Consider the following 16,773-nt stretch of genomic DNA (forward strand, 5'->3'; position numbering starts at 1 on the left):
GAGTCGGTGGAGGTCGTCGGCATCGCGCGCCGGGCGCCCCGGCCCGACTCCTCCGAGTACCGGGGAGCGACGTGGAAGGAGATCGACGTGGCGTCGAGCGCGGCGCCCGCGGCAGCTGCGCGAGGCGTTCGCGGGCGTCGACGCGGTGGTGCACCTCGCCTGGCGATCCAGCCCAGCCACGACCCGGCGTTCCAGCGGCTCGTCGACGTGGGAGGGACCGCGAAGGTGCTCGAGGCGGCGGCCGACAGCGGGGTGGGCCAGGTGCTGGTCGCCTCCTCGGTCGGCGCCTACAGCGCGGCGCCCAAGTCGGAGCGGGTCGACGAGAGCTGGCCCACCGGCGGGCTGCACACGTCGACGTACAGCATGCACAAAGCGGCGAACGAGCGCGCGCTCGACGTGTTCGAGGCGGAGCATCCGGAGATCGTCGTCACGCGGCTGCGGCCGGGGATCGTGTTCCAGAAGGCCGCGGCCACCGAGATCGCCGGTCTCTTCGCGGGACCCGCTACCCGACGCGGTGGCTCGGAGCGATCCGGCCGCCGGTGCTGCCGCTGCCGCGCACGATGATCTTCCAGGCCGTGCACGCGGACGACGTCGCCGACGCCTTCTGGCGGGCGATCGACCGGCGGGCAGGCGGGGCGTTCAACATCGCGGCGGAGCCGGTGCTCACGCCGAAGCGGATCGCGGACCTCGTCGGCGCGCGGTGGATCCCGGCGCCGACCGGCCTGATCCGCTCGCTCGTCACCGCCACCTGGCACCTGCGCATCCAGCGGACGGACGCCGGATGGATCGACATCGCGACCAACGTGCCGGTGATGTCGACGGACCGGGCGCGCGAGGTGCTCGGCTGGGAGCCGACGCGCTCGGCCGAGGACGCGTTCCGCGAGCTGCTCGACGGGCTCGGCGACCGCACCACGAAAGCCGGATCAGCGCCGCTGCGGGGCTGAGGGAACACGGAAGGGCGGCGGATCCGAGGATCCGCCGCCCTTCCGGCGTGAGGAGAGGCTAGGCCTGTCCGTTCTCCTGCACCGCGTGCTTGGCCTCGCGGGCCGAGTCCTTCACGTCCTCGGTCGCCGAGGTGCCGGCGCCCTTGACGTTCGCGGCGGCGTCGGTCGCGGTCTCCTTGACGGAGGCGAAGGCCTGCTTGGCGGGCTCCTGGAGCTCGCTCGCGGCCTCCTTCGCGGCGTCGGTCACCTTGTCGACGACCGGCTGGGCCGACTCCTTGACCTTCGAGGCCGCCTGCTTCTCGGCGCTGGACGCCGGGATGAGGGAGGCGACGAGGAGGCCGGCGCCGAGCGCGATCAGCCCGACCGCGAGCGGGTTGCCCTCGGCCTTGCCCTTGACCGAGCCGGCGGCGCCCTTGACGGAGTCGCCCGCGCCCGAGACGCTGCCCGACACGGAGTCGGTCGCGTCGTGGACGCTGCCCATGACCCGGTCGCGGACCGAGCCGACGGCGTTCTTCACCTTGTCGGTCTGGCGCTGCGCGATGGCGTGGGGGCTGACCTTCTCGGCCAGCGCGTCCACGTCGGTGCCCAGCTCTCCGCGGGTGCGCTCGATGTCGGCGCGGATCTCGTCCGCGGTCTTGTTCTGTGCTGCGTCGTACGTCATCGTCCTGCCCCGTTCGGCTTGAGTGATTCGGGAATCTTCTTGAGGGAGTCGACCGTCTCGGGAGCGCCCTCCACCTGCTTCAGGCTCTTGCGCCCGATGGAGTAGAGGACCGCGGCGATGATGCCCCAGATCACCGCGACGACGACGGCGGACCAGCCGTTGTCGATCAGGTGGCCCAGGCCCCACCAGAGGGCGATCGAGAGGAACAGCACGGCCATCGCGCCGGCGTACCCGGCGCCGCCGAGGAGGCCTGCCCCCTTGCCTGCCTTGCCGGCGGATTCCTTGATCTCGGCCTTGGCGAGGGCCATCTCCTGACGGATCAGGGTGGAGAGATCGCGGGAGACCTCGCCGAGCAGATCGCCCAGCGACGTGGTGGCGGCGCGTTCGTCGGGGGTCGGCTCACCGAACCCGGCGCGATGCGCCCGGTCGGATCGCTCACAGCCGGCCTCCGCCCGGGAAGGTGTCACCGCTCGAGTAGGTGCCGCCGGTCGAGGTCGGCGGCACGCTGAGCGGGTCGGCGATCGGCTCGGTCGGCAGGTGGTCGCGCTCGAGCGAGCTGCCACCGGTGGTGCCGGTGTAGGTGCGCTGCCCGGGTAGGTCGTGTCGAGGGTCGACGCGCTCGGCGCTGCGGCTCGGGGCCGGACGTGGAGGCGGCGGCCTCCTTCTCGTCCTTGGCCTCGGAGGTGAGAGCGCGGATGAGGCGCTCCGCCGACGAGCCCGGTGGCCGCGGCGATCAGGATGAAGGCTCCCGGGCGGCGGCGCGCGAAGGACTTGACGTCCTCGAGCAGCTCGGCGGGCTCGCGGTCCTCGAGCCAGGACGCGACGCCCTGGGCGCGGTCGGCGAGCTGCGAGACGAGGTTCGTGGCGGCGTTGCTCCCGCCCTCGCCGTTGGCGAGCGACGTGAGGTCGTCACCGAAGGCGCGGACGCCCTTGGCGGCGTTGTCCTTCTGGGCGTGCGCTTGCTCGGTCAGCTGGCCGCGGCTCTGGTCGAGCAGGTCCTTGACCTGGACCTTCGCCTCGTGGGCGACGTTGGCCGCCTCGTCCTTGCCGGTGGAGAGGACGTCTCCGGCAGCCTGCTTGGCGTCGCCGGCGACGGAGCCGGCCTGCTCCTTCGCGGTGCCCGCGGCCTGCTTGGCGGTGTCGACCGCCCCGGAGGTTCCGGAGCCGCTGGTGCTCCCGGAGGTGGTCCCGGTGGTCGTCGTGGTGTCGTAGCTCGCCTCGGTCGCGCCGTAGTTGCGCGCCGTTGCCGAACGGAGGTGATCGGGATCGATGGTGGACATCGTCAGTCCCTTCCAGGATCGAGTCGGGGATGGTGGGTGCCGCCCTCGCCGATCGGGTGGGACCGGTTCGTGCGGCAGTGGCCAGTCTGGGCAGGGGGCGGGAGCGGCGGGAAGGGCGTAGCGCTCGAGGCTCGAACGGGGCTACCATCGCGCCCCCGCCCGCGGCAGCGACGGCGGTTCGAGGGTCGGGGTCGCGCCGCCTCGGAACAGACTGCGGCGAGGCCGTGAAACGCCTGTGGAACGTGTCGGTCCTGTCCGGCCGCGCGGCCCCGTCAAGCCCCTTCTGGCCCACGAACAGGGCTGCCTACGGTCGAAGGGACACCGGGGTCGCACCCGCCCGTATCTGTGAGGAAAGGGAACCATCAGCATGTTCTTCCACAAGCAGGAATTGCAGTTCACGTCGTCGCCGTCCAAGCCCGACGCGGTCTTCGCGAGGAGGTTCCAGGAGGTGCTCGGCGGCCAGTACGGCGAGATCAGCGTGGCGGATGCAGTACGGCTTCCAGGCGTGGAACTCGCACGAGCCCGGCAAGTACCGCGACCTCCTGTTCGGCATCGGCGCGGAGGAGTTCGGCCACGTCGAGATGATCGCCGTGATGATCGCGCAGCTGCTCGAGAAGGCTCCGATCGAGCAGTCCGAGGACGCGATGAAGAAGGACCCGGTCCTCGCGGCGGTCATCGGAGGCACCGACATCCAGCACGCGATCGTCGCCGGCGCCGGCGCCCGCCCGGTCGACAGCATGGGCAACCCGTGGCAGGGCTCCTACATCACCGCGAGCGGCAACCTGCTCGCCGACTTCACCCCGCCAACGCGAACGCCGAGATGCAGGGCCGCCTGCAGGTGGCGCGGCTGTACCACATGACCGACGACCACGGCGTGCGCGACCTGATGTCGTTCCTCCTGGCCCGCGACACCATGCACCAGAACCAGTGGATGGCGGCTGCGGCCGAGCTGCGCGCCGAGGGCAAGGAGGACCTGCCGGTGCCCTCGAACTTCCCGCTCGCGAACGAGGAGCGCTCGGTCTCGTACCAGTACCTCAACTTCTCGGACGGGCAGGCCGCCAAGGAGGGCACCTGGGCCTCGGGCCCCACGCCCGACGGCAAGGGCGCAGTTCCACCTATCACGACGGGCCGACCACCAGCGCGCCGATGCCGCCGGCCACGCAGCCGGACCCGCGCTTCTACGGCACCGACCCGAAGCCGAACATCGTCGAGAAGGTCACCGGCGCCGTGAAGGACGCGGTGAGCAAGAAGTGAGCGCCCGACGGATGGCCGGGGCGCTCGGCGCCTCCGCGCTGATGCTGGGACTCCTCGCCGGCTGCACCGGGGACGCGCAGACGCCGAACCAGTCGGGCAGCGCGGTGCCCACCAGCGCCGACGACGGCTCGACGCAGACGCCGACGAATCCGCCCTCGGACACTCCGGCATCCGAGACGGCGACGCCGGCCACGTGACGCGAGCGGGGGAGGAGCTTGGCCCTCCGACTGGCGGGACGCAACCCCTCCCCCTGTTCAGGTAGCCGAGAGCTTCGGTGCCTAACGTCGTGCTCAACGATCAGTGAAGGAGGCACCACCTATGGGGCTCGATGACAAGATCAAGAACGCCGCTCAGGACATCGCCGGAAAGGCGAAGGAAGCCGTCGGCGACCACAACAACGACAGGGACCTGAAGGCCGAAGGCCAGAAGGACCAGACCGCCGCATCGACCAAGAAGGTCGGCGAGGACGTCAAGGACGTCTTCAAGTAGGCGGTCGCCACGTCGGCGGCGCCCCCTCGCCGGGGGCGCCGCCTTCGTGCGTCAACGGGCACGGAGGCCTCGGTCGGGCAGAACGTCGGCCAGGAGTGCCCGTCAGCCACGATGGTGGCTGAGCCCTGCTCCTGGCCGACGTTCCGAACGCGGGAGGGAGTCCCTACGGCTGCAGCACGACCTTGATGCAGCCGTCCTCCTTCTTCTGGAACGTCTCGTAGAGACCCGGGGCGTCCTCGAGCGGCGCGTGGTGCGTGACGAGGTCCATGACGCCCAGCGGGTCGCTCGGGTCCTCGACCAGCGGCAGCAGCTCGTCGATCCAGCGCTTGACGTTGCACTGGCCCATCTTGAGCGTGACCTGCTTGTCGAACATCGACTTCAGCGGCAGCGGGTCGGCCTCTGCCGCCGTACACGCCGCTCAGTGACACGGTCCCACCGCGCCGCACCAGCTCGAGTCCGCCCTGGATCGCGGCGAGCCGGTCCACTCCGACCGTGTCCATCGCCTTCCGCGCGAGCGGGTCGGGCAGCAGCCCGGCCATCGACTGCGCGAGCGAGCCGACCGGCGAGCCGTGCGCCTCCATGCCGACCGCGTCGACGACGGAGTCGGGGCCGCGGCCCTCGGTCAGGTCGCGCAGCTCGGCGACCACGTCGTCCGTGAGGTCGAACACCTCGACCCCGTGGCGCGCCGCCATGGCGCGGCGCTCGGCGACCGGGTCGATCGCGAGCACCCGGAAGCCCTTGTGCACCCCGATGCGGGCGGCGAACTGACCCACCGGACCGAGCCCGTAGACGGCCAGCGTGCCTCCTCCGGGACCTGCGCGTAGTCGACGCCCTGCCAGGCGGTCGGCACGATGTCGCTGAGGAAGAGGTAGCGGTCGTCGGGCAGGTCGGTGCCGACCTTGACGGTGTTGTAGTCGGCGAGCGGCACGCGGAGGAACTCCGCCTGGCCGCCCGGGACCTGGCCGTACATCTTCGTGTAGCCGAAGAGCGCGGCGCCCGACTCGGTACTCGGTGACCTGCGTCGTCCTCGCACTGCGACTGCAGTCCGCGGCGGCGCATGAAGCACTCGCCGCAGGCGATGTTGAAGGGGACGACGACGCGGTCGCCGACCGACAGCGAGGTCACTCCGGCGCCCACCTCCTCGACGACGCCCATCGGCTCGTGGCCGAGGATGTCGCCCTTGTCGAGGTACGGGCCCAGGAGGCGGTAGAGGTGCAGGTCCGAGCCGCAGATCGCGGTCGAGGTGATCCGGACGATCGCGTCCGTGGGCTGCTGGATGCGGGGGTCGGGAACGGTCTCGACCGAGACCTTCTCAGATGCCCTGCCACGTGAGTGCGCGCATGCTTGCTCCGTTCTGACCGGCGCTCGCCGGTCGTGCCCCTCCAGGCCACACCGCGGGGCGGGAGCTGTCACGGGGTTGACGCCCTGCTGGAGCGGATGTCCCCGGACGGCGAACGGGCGGCGCTGAGCACAGCCATCCGGCGTTCACCCTCCACACGGGCGCCGAGTGGTGTGATGGGGGGATGGAAGCTCTCTACACCGCTATCGCCCACGCCTCCGGTGGAGGACGCGACGGCCACGTCCGCACCGAGGACGACCGCCTCGACCTCGACACCCGCCCGCCCCAGGAGCTCGGCGGCTCTGGGGACGGCACCAACCCCGAGCAGCTTCTTCGCGGCGGGGTACTCGGCCTGCTTCCTCGGCGCGCTGCACGGCGCCGGACGCGAGCTGAAGATCGACACGACCGACGCCGCCGTCTCGGCGAGCGTCTCGATCGGCAAGAACGACGACGGCGGGTTCGGCCTCGCGGTCGAGCTCGACATCCACGTGCCGAACGCGAGCCCGAGCAGGCGCAGGCCGTCGCCGACAAGGCGCACACGCTGTGCCCGTATCTCGAACGCGACCCGCGGCAACATCCCCGTGGAGCTGACGATCGTCTCCTGACGATCGTCTCCCTGACGACCGGCTCCGATGACGGCCCCTGCTCCTCGCGGAGCGGGGCCTTCGTCGTCGAACCGGGTCCGTTAGGGGTCGGACGCATGACCGAGAACCCGTCGCTCGAGGAGTCGGAGGCCCGGGCCGAGCTCGAGCAGATCCGGCAGAGCATCGACAACATCGACGCCGCCCTGATCCACCTGCTCGCCGGAGCGCTTCAAGTTCACGCAGAAGGTCGGACGGCTGAAGGCGGCGCACGGACTTCCGGCCGCCGACCTCGACCGCGAGGCGCGCCAGATCGCTCGCCTGCGGTCGCTCGCGGAGGAGTCGCACCTGGATCCGGCGTTCGCCGAGCAGTTCCTCGGCTTCATCGTCGCCGAGGTCATCCACCACCACGAGCAGATCGCGAGCGGCGCGGAGGGCTGAGGGGCGCCGGGCTTGCTGATCGAGTAGGTCGCGGAGCGGCCGTCTCGAGATCCGCGTCTCCTGGGGTGGTGGGTCTCGATACGCCCCTGCGGGGCTACTCGACCAGCAGGGCTCTTGCTGATCGAGTAGGTCGCGGAGCGGCCGTCTCGAGATCCGCGTCTGCTGGGGTGGTGGGTCTCGATACGCGCCCTGCGGGGCTACTCGACCAGCAACGGGGGGCCTACGCCGCCGCGGGCCGGTCCAGCGCGCGCACCGAGGTGACGCGGCGGCGGGCGATCGCGGCGACCGTCAGCAGCAGGCCGAACAGCAGCCAGATCCACGAGGCCGACGACTGCGCCGCCGACGCCTCCCGTGCTCTCGACCACTCCCGACAGCGCGTTCTGCGCGGCCGACAGCGGCAGGAAGCCGAGGGCGTCCTCGAAGATCCCGGGCACCGTCGAGATGATGCCGGCGCCGAGTCCGATGACCGCGGCCAGCATCGCGAGGAAGCGCCCCACTCCGCCCAGCAGCGCCACCAGGCCCTGGCTGACGGAGGCGAAGGACGCGCCGACGAGCATCGAGAGCAGCGCGAACCCGACGAACGAGCCGGCGTCGAGGTCGGCGACGAACTGCATCACGATCGCGACGGCGAGGCCCTGCACGAGCCCGATCACCAGCGCGGGTGCGTAGGACGAGAGCGCGAGCGCCGCGGAGGAGCGGGTCGACGACAAGCGCGCGGTGCGAGAAGGCGGCGAGCACCAGGAAGTCGCCAGGGCGCCGAGCCAGAGGGCGATCGTCGTGAAGAACGGCACGGAGGAGGCGCCGAACAGCGAGGTGTCGCTGCTCGCGTTCTCGACCGGGTCCGCGACCACGTCGGCCAGGTTCTGCGACTCCGACTCGGTGTACGTCGGCAGCTGGGCGACCGCCGCGTCGAGGCCCGTCGCGAGGGTGCGGGTGCCGTCGGCGAGCTGCAGAGCTCCGTCCGAGACGCCGGTCGCGCCCTCGGCGAGCTGGTCCGCCCCGTCGGCGGCGGAGGACGCTCCGGTCGAGAGCTGCTCGGCGCCCTCGGCGGCCGAGGTCGCGCCGGTGGCGAGCTGCGCGGCTCCGGCGGCGGCGGATCCCGCTCCGGTCGAGCTGGGCGGCGCCGGCGGCGGCCGAGTCGGCCCCGTCGGCGAGCTGCCCGAGCCCGGTCGAGAGCGACGTCGCTTCGGTCGCGACCTGGCAGGGCGCCGCCCGCGGCCTGCTGCGTGCCCGCGACGAGCGACGGCGTCTCGGGAGTGCCGACGCGGATGCCCGCGTCGAGCGCCTGCGTCGCTCCGGCGGCGGTCGCGGTCAGCACGACCGGTCCGTCGGGAGCGGTCAGCGCGTTCGCGACGATGCCGCTCGCGGCCAGGCACTGCGGAGTCTCGCAACCGGCCAGCGCCTGCTGCAGAGCCGCGAAGGTGCCCGCGGTCGACTGCGCGGCGCCGCCCGAGAGCGTCGCGATCTGCTGCGTGCTCTCGCCGATCGTGACGGTGCTGGCGCTCAGCTGGTCGAGTCCGTCGGCGACGGCGGTCGCTCCGGTTCCGAGCTGGGCCGCGCCGGTCGCCGAGTCGCGCGCGCCCGTGGCGAGCTGCGCGACTCCGCCCGACAGATCGGAGGCGCCCGTGCCCAGCTGCGCGACGCCGCTGGAGAGGGAGGACGCGCCGGTGCCGAGCTGCGCGACCTCGTCCGACAGCGACGACGCGCCGGTGGCCAGCTCGTCGATGCCGTCGGCGAGGGAGCTGGTGCCGTCGGCGAGCGAGGACGCGCCGGTGCCGAGCTGGGTCGCTCCGTCGGCGAGGGTGCCGGCGCCCTCGGCCGCCTGCCCGATCTGCTCGTTGAGCGTGTTGAAGCCGACGTAGACGTTCTCGAGGTACGAGGTGGTCAGCTGCGTGTTCAGGAGCGAGGTCGCAGTGCTCGTGACGGTGGCCGAGATGGCGTCGTCGACGAGCTTGGCCTTGTCGCTGGTGGCGATGCGCGATCGTGGCCTTGGTCGCCTCGGCGGCGTCGCCCGCGTACGACGTGGCCGCGGCCGAGAAGTTCGAGGGGATCGTGACGACGGTCGCGTACGAGCCGTCGGCCAGGCCCTCGGCCGCGTCGTCCTTGTCGGTGAGCACCCAGGTGAAGTTCGAGGTGGAGTCGGAGCCGGAGACGTTGGGGGCGGGCGTCGCGCTCGCGGAGGGCGAGGGAGTCGACTCCTCCGTCCCTCCGGGTCACGAGCCCCGCCGCGAGCTGGCGCCCGAGCGGCACGGTCTGCCCGTTCAGCTCGATCGGGGTGTCCTCGTTCACGACCGCGGCCGTCACCTGGTCGAGGCGCTGGGTCGGGTCCCACAGGGCCCAGACGAGCAGCCCGCCGATGGCGAGGGGGACCAGGACGATCCCGAGGAGGGTGAACCAGGACACCTTCTTGGCGCCGCGGGGCGCTCGAGGGAGAAGAGAGCCATCTGTCAGAGGACCTTTGCGATCGGCGCCGTCGGCCGCGGTCGAGACCGCGCGCACGTCGCGGTCGGAGGGGAGGAGATCGTCGAGCGCGTCGGGCTCGACGGCGGAGGCGACGACGGTGAAGGAGCGCTCGTTCTCGAGTGCGTAGGCCAGGGCGCCGTCGAGCTCGACCCGCAGGCCGTCGCGCAGCCGCGGGTCGGTGACCGTGTCTACGTCGTCGAGCACCAGGAGCGCCGGGTGCGTCGGAGAGCGCCGCGCGCACCTCCTCGATCGGATCGGCGGCACCGGCCAGGCGCACGAGCCCGACCCGGCCGCGCACCGCGGAGGCGCGGATCGGCACCACGAGTCCGTCGACCTTGAGGCGTCCGGAGTCGGGCGCCAGCCGGCCCGCGAGGGTCAGCAGCAGGGCGGTGCGGCCCGAGCGGTGCGGGCCGTGCACGACGAGCGCGGCGCCGGCGGGCACCCGCACGGCGACGTCGCGGTAGAGCGGTCCGTCGGGCCCGTCGGGCGAGAGTCCCTCGGCGGCGATCGCGTCGGTCGCTCCGCGCTCGGGCCAGTCGGCGAGCGCGAGCTCCTTCGTCCAGGCCCTCGCCCTCCACGTCGAACGACGGGAGGATCCGGTCGAGCCAGCGCGGCATGTGCCAGGCGCGGTCGCCGAGCAGGTGCAGGACCGCCGGGACCAGCGTCATCCGCACGATGAACGCGTCGACGAAGACGCCGACGGCCAGGCCGAGCGCGATCGGCTTGATGTTGGTGTCGCCCTCGGGGACGAACGCGGCGAAGACCGAGAACATGATGACCGCGGCCGCGGTGACGACCTTCGCCGAGCCCACGAAGCCCGACTCGACCGCCGCGCGCGCCGACCGGCCGTGCACGTAGTCCTCGCGCATCCGCGAGACGAGGAAGACCTCGTAGTCCATCGCGAGGCCGAACAGCACGCCCATCAGGATGATCGGCATGAAGCTGATGATCGGGCCCGTCTTGTCGACGTGCAGGGCGTCGGCGAACCAGCCCCACTCGAACACCGCGGCGACCGCGCCGAACGAGGCGCCGACCGACAGCAGGTAGCCCAGCGTCGCCTTCAGCGGCACCCAGAGCGAGCGGAACACCATCGTCAGCAGGACCAGGGAGAGGCCGACGACCAGGATGCCGAACGGCAGCAGGGCGTTCGCCAGCGTGTCCGAGATGTCGATGCCGACCGCGGTCTGGCCGGTCACGGCGAGGGTCGACGCCGTACTCCTCCTGGAAGTAGTCGTGCTTGTCGCGGATCTCGGCGACCAGCGCCTTGGTCTCCTCGGAGTCCGGGCCGCCCTCGGGGATCACCTGGATGATCCCGGTGTCGGCGGTCTCGTTCGGAGTGGCCAGCGGCACCGAGGCGACGCCGTCCAGGCCCTCGATCTCGGTCTTGAGGTCGGCCATCAGGCCCAGCGGATCGGTCGAGCCGATGATCGTTCCCGTGACGATGAGCGGGCCGTTGTAGCCGTCGCCGAAGTTCTCGGCGAGGAGGTCGTAGGTGTCGCGGGCGGGGTGCCCTCGGCCTGGTAGCCGGCGTCCGGGCAGCGCGAGGCGCAGGCTCAGCGCGGGGATGCTCGCGACTCCGAGCACGCCGACCACGGCGATGATCGTGACGATCGGGAACCGGGTGACGGCGCGGACCCAGCCGCGGAAGAAGCCGCGCGGGACCTCGGCGTGCACGTGGGTGCCGGGCGAGGCGGGCGCGGTGTCGGGCTCGACCTCGGGGTCGGCGGGCGCCGGCGACCTGCTTCGCGGTCGCCGCCTTCTTCGCGCGCGCGCTCCTTCGGGCGCAGACGCTCGCCGGCGAAGCCGAGCAGCGCCGGAGTGAGGGTGAGCGCGATGACCACCGCGATCGCGACTCCGCCCGCCGCCGCGATGCCCATGGTCGTCAGGAACGGGATGTTGGCGACCGAGAGTCCGACGAGGGCGATGATGACGGTCAGGCCGGCGAACACGACCGCGGAGCCGGCGGTCGCGACCGAGCGGGCGGTCGACTCCTCCGGGTGCATGCCCTGCTTCAGCTGGTCCTGGTGGCGGCTGATGATGAAGAGGGCGTAGTCGATGCCGACGGCGAGCCCGAGCATCAGGGCGAGCAGCGGAGTCGTCGACGAGATCGACGCGAACCGGGTCGCGATGAAGATGGCCGACATCGAGAGGGCGACGCCGAGCAGGGCGGTGACGAGCGGCATGCCGGCGGCGAGGAACGAGCCGAAGGTCAGCACGAGGACCACCAGCGCGACGATGAGGCCGATGGCCTCGGTGATCGTCACTCCGGGCAGGTTCTGCGAGAAGAGGTCGCCGCCGAGCGAGACGACGGAGCCGGCGGGCAGCGCGTCCTCGAGCGTCGTGGCCTCGGCCTTCAGCGCGTCGCGCGACTCGACCGAGGTCGTGGTGGCGGAGCCGTCCATCTGCGCGGTGATGACGAGGGCGTTCCCCTCGTCCGAGATCGTGCTCCTCGACGGTGTCGGAGTAGGGGTCGGTGACCGCTGCGACGCCTTCGATGCCGGTCAGCGCCGCGACGGCGTCGGCCACGGGTCCGGTGATGTCCGCGTCGTCGACGCTGCCGCCGTCGGGTGCGACGACCACGTAGCGCGCGGACGTGCCGCCGACCTGCGGAAGGTGCGCTCGAGCTGGTCGAGCGCGGTCTGCGACTCGGTGCCCGGGATCGAGAAGCTGTTGTCGGTGCCCTGGTTCAGCAGCACGGCGCCGCCTCCGCGAGCACGACGACGGCGAGCCAGAGGACGGCGACGAGACGGTGGGCCTGGTAGACCCATCGCCCGAGTCGGTAGAGCAGCGACGACACGCGGTCTCCTGATGATCGAGGGAGAGGAGGACGATACGACGGTGTACCCGATACACGAATGTATCCGATACAGGAACGTATCCGATACAGTGATCCCGCTCAACGCCCCTTGACAGCTCTCGGAGAGGATCCAGGAATGACGGTGGTCGACGCTCCCGAGCAGTCTTCCCGACGCAGCCGCACCCGCGAGCGGCTGCTCGACGCGGCCTACGACGTGTTCGCCGAGACCGGAGTGCACCTCGGCCTCGGTCGAGCAGGTGTCGGAGCGGGCCGGTTTCACCCGCGGCGCGTTCTACTCGAACTTCACGAGCAAGGAGGAGCTGTTCTTCGCCCTGATGGAGCGCGAGAACGGCGCCCGCCTCGCCGGGCTCGTCGACCAGATGGGCCGCACGCTGCCCAAGCTCGCCGGCACCGCGGAGCCGCTGACCACCGAGGCGCTCGGCGCGGTGGTGCTCGACTTCCTGCACGGCCCCTTCGACGACGACCGCCGCTGGTGCCTCGTGCAGGCCGAGTTCGAGCTGCTGGCCCTGCGTGACCCCGCCATCGCGACGCGCTACAGCGGGTTCCGGGCGCGCTTCGACGCCTCCCTCGTCGACATCATCGGCTCGGCTCTGCGGGAGGTCGGCCGGGACTTCGCACCTCGAGGCCCACCGCTGCGGTCCGGCTGGTGCTGGCGAGCTACGAGGGTGCCGTGAAGCAGTCCCTCCTCGACGGCGACTCCGACGACCAGAGTCTCGAGCGGCTCCGCTCGTCCCTCACAGGAGTCGTGATCGCGGTCTCGACGCCCGTCTGAGCCCCGGGTCCCGCGACGGCGCCGCGCGCGGCGAAGATGGACCCATGGAACTGCGTCAGCTCGAACACTTCCTCGCCGTGGCGAAGGAGCAGCACTTCACCCGCGCCGCGAGCGCGCTGCAGATCTCGCAGTCGGGCCTGTCGGCGTCCATCCGCGCGCTCGAGAGCGAGCTCGGCAGTCCGCTGTTCACCCGCAGCACCCGGCGCGTGGAGCTGACGCCCGCCGGTCACGCGATGCTCGAGGAGGTCGGAGCGCTCGGTCGCCAGCGCGCTCGCCGCCCGCGACGCCGTGCGCGCGGTGCAGGGCGTGCTGCGGGGGAGCCTCGCGGTGGGCACCGAGGAGTGCCTGGGCGGCGTGCACCTGCCGCGCGAGCTCGCGACCTTCCGCGGGGAGCATCCCGGAGTGGCGCTGCGGCTGACGCACGACGGATCCGGCGCGCTGCTCGAGGCCGTGGCGGCGGGCCGGCTCGATCTGGCGCTCGTCGCCGACATCGGAGCGACGCCCGCGGGCGTGCGGACCCTGCCGCTCGCGAGCGAGGGCTTCGCGGTCCTGACGCACCCCGATCATCCGCTCGCCGACCGCGTCTCGTGCCGCGTTCCCGACCTCGTCGGCGAGACGATCGTGGGGCTGCAGGACCACTGGGGTGCGAGCCATCTGGCCGCGCGGGCCTTCGCGGAGCACGGGCTGCCGTTCGAGGTCGAGCTCGAGGTGAACGACGTGCACACGCTGCTCGACCTGGTCGAGTACGGGATGGGCGTCGCGGTGGTGCCGGCGCACTTCGCCGAGAAGCGGCCGGGGTGCGCTGACGGCGGTGCCCCTCGAGGATCCGCTGCTCGTCTGGCGCACGATGGTGGCGCTGCCGGAGCGGGCGACGTCGGCGGCCCGCGCGTTCGTGGCCGCACTGCCGTCGCCGTCGGCGGTGCCGGTCGAGTAGCGCCGTCCTGCTGCGGGTCGAGTAGCCCCGGAGGGCGTATCGAGACCCACGAGCCCGGCGTGGTGGATCTCGATACGCCGGCTGCGCGGGCCTACTCGATCAGCAGGAGCTGCCGCAGGTCGCGTGTCCCGATCCCTGCTGGTCGAGTAGCCCCGGAGGGGCGTATCGAGACCGCCCGGCGCTCAGTCGAGCGACGCGAGCTCCTCCGGGGTCAGCTCCAGGTCGGCCGCCGTGGCCGAGTCGCGGATGCTCTCGGGACGCGAGGCGCCCGGGATCGGCAGCACGCACGGGGCCTTGGCCAGCTCCCACGCGAGGCAGACCACCTGCGGCGAGACTCCGTGCGCCTCGGCGACGGTGGCGAACGCGGAGTAGCGCGAGCCCAGGTCGGCCGCCGACGAAATGCCGCCGAGCGGGCTCCACGGCAGGAACGCGATGCCCAGCTCCGCGCAGAGCTCGAGCTCCGGCTCGCTCGAGCGGAACGACGGCGAGAACTGGTTCTGCACCGAGACGAGGCGGTCGCCCAGGATCCCGTGCGCCTCCCGGATCTGCGCCGGATCGGCGTTCGAGATGCCGGCGCGCAGGATGACCCCCTCGTCGAGCAGCTCGACGAGCGCGCCGAGGGAGTCGGCGTAGGGCACCTCCGGGTCGGGCCGGTGGTACTGGTACAGGTCGATCGCTTCGACCCCGAGGCGCTGCGCAGAGGCGCGGGCCGCCTCCTTCAGGTACTCGGGACGTCCGTCCTGCGTCCAGACGCCGGGCTCGGGGCGCAGGTGCCCGCCCTTGGTGGCGACGAGCACCTCGGAGGTGTCGCCCCCGTAGCTCCGCAGCGCCTCGGCGATCAGCAGCTCGTTGTGGCCGAGGTCGCCGTCGCCGCCCTGGTGATAGGCGTCGGCGGTGTCGATCAGGGTGACGCCGGCGTCGAGCGCGGCGTGGAGGGTGGCGATCGACCGCTCGCGGTCGGGTCGGCCCTCGATCGACATCGGCATGCCGCCGAGGCCGATCGCGCCGACGGAGACGTCGCCGAGAGTGCGCTGCTTCATGGGTCCTCTTCGTTCGTGGGGGAGTGGGGGGACGGGGGTCACCAGGCGTAGTCCTCGGGCGCCGTGCGGTGCCCGGGGAAGATCTCGTCGAGGCGGGCCAGGTCGTCGGAGTCGAGCGTCACGTCGACGGCCGCGACCGCGCTCTCGAGCTGCTCCATCGTGCGCGGGCCGGTGATCGGCCCGGTCACCGCGGGCTGGTGCAGGAGCCACGCGAGCGCGAGCTCGCCGGGCGCCACACCGCGCTCGCGGGCGAAGGCCTCGTACCGCTCGAGCGCGGGGCGGTTCTTCTCGATCGCCTCCGCGGCGCGACCGGCGTTGCGCCGGCTGCCCGACTCCGTCTTCTCGATCACTCCGCCCAGCAGGCCGCCCTGCAGCGGCGACCAGGGGATCACGCCGAGTCCGTAGTGCAGCGCGGCGGGCAGCACCTCGCGCTCGATGTCGCGGGTGAGCAGGTTGTAGATCGACTGCTCCGACGCGAGACCGGTGAAGTGCCGCGACCGGGCCGCCTCCTGCGCCTGGGCGATGTGCCAGCCCGCGAAGTTGCTGGAGCCGACGTAGAGCACCTTGCCCTGCTGCACGGCGACCTCCATCGCCTGCCAGATCTCGTCCCACGGCGTCGTGCGGTCGACGTGGTGGAACTGGTACAGGTCGATGTGGTCGGTCTGCAGGCGGCGCAGGCTGTCGTCGAGGGCCCGGCGGATGCTGAGCGCCGAGAGGCGGCCGCCGTTGGGCCAGGAGTCGCGGCCGCGCTCGGCGCCGGGCGCCGCGTACTGCTCCATGTCTCCGTAGACCTTCGTCGCCAGGACCGTGCGCTCGCGGCGCTCGCCGCCCTGGGCGAACCAGCGGCCGACGATCTCCTCGGTGCCGCCAGCGGTTCGCCCCGCCCCCGTAGACGTTCGCCGTGTCGAAGAAGTTCACGCCCAGCTCCTGCGCGCGGTCCATGATCGCGAACGAGTCGGGCTCGCTGGTCTCGGGGCCGAAGTTCATGGTGCCGAGGACGGCGCGGGAGACGGACAGGCCGGTGCGGCCGAGATGCGTGTACTTCATGCTCCCAGCCAACGCCTCGCGGGCCGCGGTGTCCAACAGGGGCTCGTCATGGGTCCCATCGACGGCGGAGGTCAATGCGCCCCGGTGCGGGGACGCGGTGCTCCGCCCCCGCGGGTTAGAGTCGCCGAGTGGCATCGGCAGACGACGACCCAGCGCATCCTGATCCGCCCTCTCCTCGACCCTCCTGGCTGGCGGGGCTGCCGGGCTGCACCGCGGGCGGAGCCCGTCGCGAGCGCACCGGTCGAGTCGAGCCTCGAGTCCGCCTCCGCTCCCGCCTCTGAGTCCGCTTCCGAGACGGAGGGCCCGCGCCCCGTCCCGAGCGCCGTCCTCACCCCGGCCCCCGTGTCGGTCGTCCCGGGCGGATCCACTCCCCTGCCCTCGACGGGACCGTGCGAGATCGCCTACGTCGATGCGGCCGAGGCCGGCACGATCGGCGGCGTCGACATCGAGTTCGCGCGCGACCGCGGATCCGCGCACCGGTGCCACGGGATCCGTGACGACCGCGGACGACGGCACCCCCGCCTCCTACCTCCGTCGCCGCGGGCGACATCACCGCGCAGATCGCCGACCGCTTCTGCATCAGCACCGACTTCCTCGACGCGCTGAACTCGGTGCGCCGCGACGGCGTGAGCATCGACAGCCTCCGGCGGCGACACCCTCAACCTCGCCCCGTCGACCGTCCTGAGCGTCGGCGATCAGAACGGCGCGGT

Annotated in this window: 16 protein-coding genes and 7 pseudogenes; 11 read left to right on the forward strand and 12 right to left on the reverse strand. The window is 72.2% G+C overall.

What is annotated here, in order from left to right; translation table 11 throughout:
• Window positions 1-6: 6 nt before the first annotated feature.
• Both AC0CII_RS16915 and AC0CII_RS16920 read left to right on the forward strand, forming a co-directional pair.
• Entirely contained in the window at window positions 7-564 is a 558-nt protein-coding gene (locus tag AC0CII_RS16915) for an NAD-dependent epimerase/dehydratase family protein (RefSeq protein ID WP_465230111.1), read from the forward strand.
• The gene (locus tag AC0CII_RS16920) at window positions 540-944 is read left to right on the forward strand and encodes a Rossmann-fold NAD(P)-binding domain-containing protein (protein WP_465230112.1); all 405 of its coding nucleotides are present in this window, start codon (window positions 540-542) and stop codon (window positions 942-944) included. The genes AC0CII_RS16915 and AC0CII_RS16920 overlap by 25 nt, the downstream gene beginning before the upstream one ends.
• A 58-nt stretch (window positions 945-1,002) precedes the next feature.
• On the opposite strand, the gene AC0CII_RS16925 is transcribed toward AC0CII_RS16920, so the two are convergent.
• Window positions 1,003-1,605 (reverse strand): DUF3618 domain-containing protein, encoded by a 603-nt coding sequence (locus AC0CII_RS16925; protein ID WP_465227020.1) that lies wholly within the window; start codon window positions 1,603-1,605, stop codon window positions 1,003-1,005.
• Entirely contained in the window at window positions 1,602-1,970 is a 369-nt protein-coding gene (locus AC0CII_RS16930; RefSeq protein WP_242682984.1) for a phage holin family protein, read from the reverse strand. The genes AC0CII_RS16925 and AC0CII_RS16930 overlap by 4 nt, the downstream gene beginning before the upstream one ends.
• Before the next feature lie 1,282 nt (window positions 1,971-3,252).
• Between AC0CII_RS16930 and AC0CII_RS16935 the strand changes: the two are divergent.
• A pseudogene (locus AC0CII_RS16935) lies at window positions 3,253-4,139 on the forward strand (manganese catalase).
• On the opposite strand, the gene AC0CII_RS16940 reads toward AC0CII_RS16935, so the two are convergent.
• On the reverse strand, window positions 4,102-4,332 hold the full coding sequence (locus AC0CII_RS16940; RefSeq protein ID WP_465231122.1) for a hypothetical protein: 231 nt from the start codon (window positions 4,330-4,332) through the stop codon (window positions 4,102-4,104). The pseudogene AC0CII_RS16935 and the gene AC0CII_RS16940 overlap by 38 nt on opposite strands.
• Before the next feature lie 125 nt (window positions 4,333-4,457).
• On the opposite strand from AC0CII_RS16940, the gene AC0CII_RS16945 reads away from it, so the two are divergent.
• Window positions 4,458-4,628 carry a CsbD family protein gene (locus AC0CII_RS16945; protein WP_077222734.1) on the forward strand — a complete coding sequence of 57 codons (171 nt, stop codon included), beginning with the start codon at window positions 4,458-4,460 and terminating at the stop codon, window positions 4,626-4,628.
• Window positions 4,629-4,791: 163 nt separating this feature from the next.
• On the opposite strand, the pseudogene AC0CII_RS16950 reads toward AC0CII_RS16945, so the two are convergent.
• A pseudogene (locus AC0CII_RS16950) lies at window positions 4,792-5,970 on the reverse strand (zinc-dependent alcohol dehydrogenase).
• Between the two features lie 181 nt (window positions 5,971-6,151).
• Here AC0CII_RS16950 and AC0CII_RS16955 point away from each other — a divergent pair.
• Together AC0CII_RS16955 and AC0CII_RS16960 are read left to right on the forward strand one after the other, a co-directional pair.
• Window positions 6,152-6,572: pseudogene (locus AC0CII_RS16955) on the forward strand (organic hydroperoxide resistance protein).
• Window positions 6,573-6,667: 95 nt separating this feature from the next.
• Window positions 6,668-6,989 (forward strand): annotated as a pseudogene (locus tag AC0CII_RS16960) (chorismate mutase).
• 197 nt (window positions 6,990-7,186) lie between these two features.
• On the opposite strand, the gene AC0CII_RS16965 reads toward AC0CII_RS16960, so the two are convergent.
• The 6 genes from AC0CII_RS16965 to AC0CII_RS16990 all read right to left on the reverse strand — a co-directional run bounded on the left by AC0CII_RS16965 (window position 7,187) and on the right by AC0CII_RS16990 (window position 12,148).
• Window positions 7,187-7,642: a hypothetical protein gene (locus AC0CII_RS16965; protein WP_465230113.1), complete on the reverse strand. Its 456-nt coding sequence runs from the start codon at window positions 7,640-7,642 to the stop codon at window positions 7,187-7,189.
• Window positions 7,639-8,964 carry a hypothetical protein gene (locus tag AC0CII_RS16970; RefSeq protein ID WP_465230969.1) on the reverse strand — a complete coding sequence of 442 codons (1,326 nt, stop codon included), beginning with the start codon at window positions 8,962-8,964 and terminating at the stop codon, window positions 7,639-7,641. The genes AC0CII_RS16965 and AC0CII_RS16970 overlap by 4 nt, the downstream gene beginning before the upstream one ends.
• Window positions 8,886-9,656 (reverse strand): YhgE/Pip domain-containing protein, encoded by a 771-nt coding sequence (locus AC0CII_RS16975; protein WP_465231123.1) that lies wholly within the window; start codon window positions 9,654-9,656, stop codon window positions 8,886-8,888. The genes AC0CII_RS16970 and AC0CII_RS16975 overlap by 79 nt, the downstream gene beginning before the upstream one ends.
• A complete protein-coding gene (locus AC0CII_RS16980) occupies window positions 9,641-10,648 on the reverse strand; it encodes an MMPL family transporter (protein ID WP_465230114.1) in 1,008 nt (335 codons plus the stop codon). Before AC0CII_RS16980 ends, AC0CII_RS16975 begins: the two co-directional genes overlap by 16 nt.
• A gap of 357 nt (window positions 10,649-11,005) precedes the next feature.
• Window positions 11,006-11,854 carry an MMPL family transporter gene (locus tag AC0CII_RS16985; RefSeq protein WP_465230115.1) on the reverse strand — a complete coding sequence of 283 codons (849 nt, stop codon included), beginning with the start codon at window positions 11,852-11,854 and terminating at the stop codon, window positions 11,006-11,008.
• Between the two features lie 99 nt (window positions 11,855-11,953).
• Entirely contained in the window at window positions 11,954-12,148 is a 195-nt protein-coding gene (locus tag AC0CII_RS16990) for a hypothetical protein (protein WP_465230116.1), read from the reverse strand.
• Window positions 12,149-12,506: 358 nt separating this feature from the next.
• Here AC0CII_RS16990 and AC0CII_RS16995 point away from each other — a divergent pair, with 358 nt between their 5' ends.
• The 4 genes and pseudogenes from AC0CII_RS16995 to AC0CII_RS17010 all read left to right on the forward strand — a co-directional run bounded on the left by AC0CII_RS16995 (window position 12,507) and on the right by AC0CII_RS17010 (window position 13,976).
• Entirely contained in the window at window positions 12,507-12,944 is a 438-nt protein-coding gene (locus AC0CII_RS16995) for a TetR/AcrR family transcriptional regulator (RefSeq protein ID WP_465230117.1), read from the forward strand.
• A gap of 142 nt (window positions 12,945-13,086) precedes the next feature.
• Window positions 13,087-13,212: pseudogene (locus AC0CII_RS17000) on the forward strand (LysR family transcriptional regulator); the annotation flags it as partial.
• A gap of 184 nt (window positions 13,213-13,396) precedes the next feature.
• Window positions 13,397-13,771, forward strand: a pseudogene (locus tag AC0CII_RS17005) (LysR substrate-binding domain-containing protein); the annotation flags it as partial.
• Between the two features lie 82 nt (window positions 13,772-13,853).
• Window positions 13,854-13,976 (forward strand): hypothetical protein, encoded by a 123-nt coding sequence (locus AC0CII_RS17010; protein ID WP_465230118.1) that lies wholly within the window; start codon window positions 13,854-13,856, stop codon window positions 13,974-13,976.
• Between the two features lie 182 nt (window positions 13,977-14,158).
• Here AC0CII_RS17010 and AC0CII_RS17015 read toward each other — a convergent pair whose 3' ends face one another.
• Together AC0CII_RS17015 and AC0CII_RS17020 are read right to left on the reverse strand one after the other, a co-directional pair.
• Window positions 14,159-15,016: an aldo/keto reductase gene (locus tag AC0CII_RS17015; RefSeq protein WP_465230119.1), complete on the reverse strand. Its 858-nt coding sequence runs from the start codon at window positions 15,014-15,016 to the stop codon at window positions 14,159-14,161.
• Between the two features lie 38 nt (window positions 15,017-15,054).
• Window positions 15,055-16,063: pseudogene (locus tag AC0CII_RS17020) on the reverse strand (aldo/keto reductase).
• A 48-nt stretch (window positions 16,064-16,111) separates the two neighbouring features.
• On the opposite strand from AC0CII_RS17020, the gene AC0CII_RS17025 reads away from it, so the two are divergent.
• The gene (locus tag AC0CII_RS17025; RefSeq protein WP_465230120.1) at window positions 16,112-16,669 is read left to right on the forward strand and encodes a hypothetical protein; all 558 of its coding nucleotides are present in this window, start codon (window positions 16,112-16,114) and stop codon (window positions 16,667-16,669) included.
• Window positions 16,670-16,773 lie beyond the last annotated feature (104 nt).

This window comes from Rathayibacter sp. AC182 (assembly GCF_979253875.1).

Excerpts from the sequence above, each read along its gene's own strand:
- AC0CII_RS16925 (WP_465227020.1), bottom strand. The coding sequence starts at position 1,605 with ATGACGTACGACGCAGCACAGAACAAGACCGCGGACGAGATCCGCGCC.
- AC0CII_RS17025 (WP_465230120.1), top strand. The coding sequence starts at position 16,112 with ATGGGTCCCATCGACGGCGGAGGTCAATGCGCCCCGGTGCGGGGACGC.
- AC0CII_RS16985 (WP_465230115.1), bottom strand. The coding sequence starts at position 11,854 with ATGGACGGCTCCGCCACCACGACCTCGGTCGAGTCGCGCGACGCGCTG.
- AC0CII_RS16945 (WP_077222734.1), top strand. The coding sequence starts at position 4,458 with ATGGGGCTCGATGACAAGATCAAGAACGCCGCTCAGGACATCGCCGGA.
- AC0CII_RS17015 (WP_465230119.1), bottom strand. The coding sequence starts at position 15,016 with ATGAAGCAGCGCACTCTCGGCGACGTCTCCGTCGGCGCGATCGGCCTC.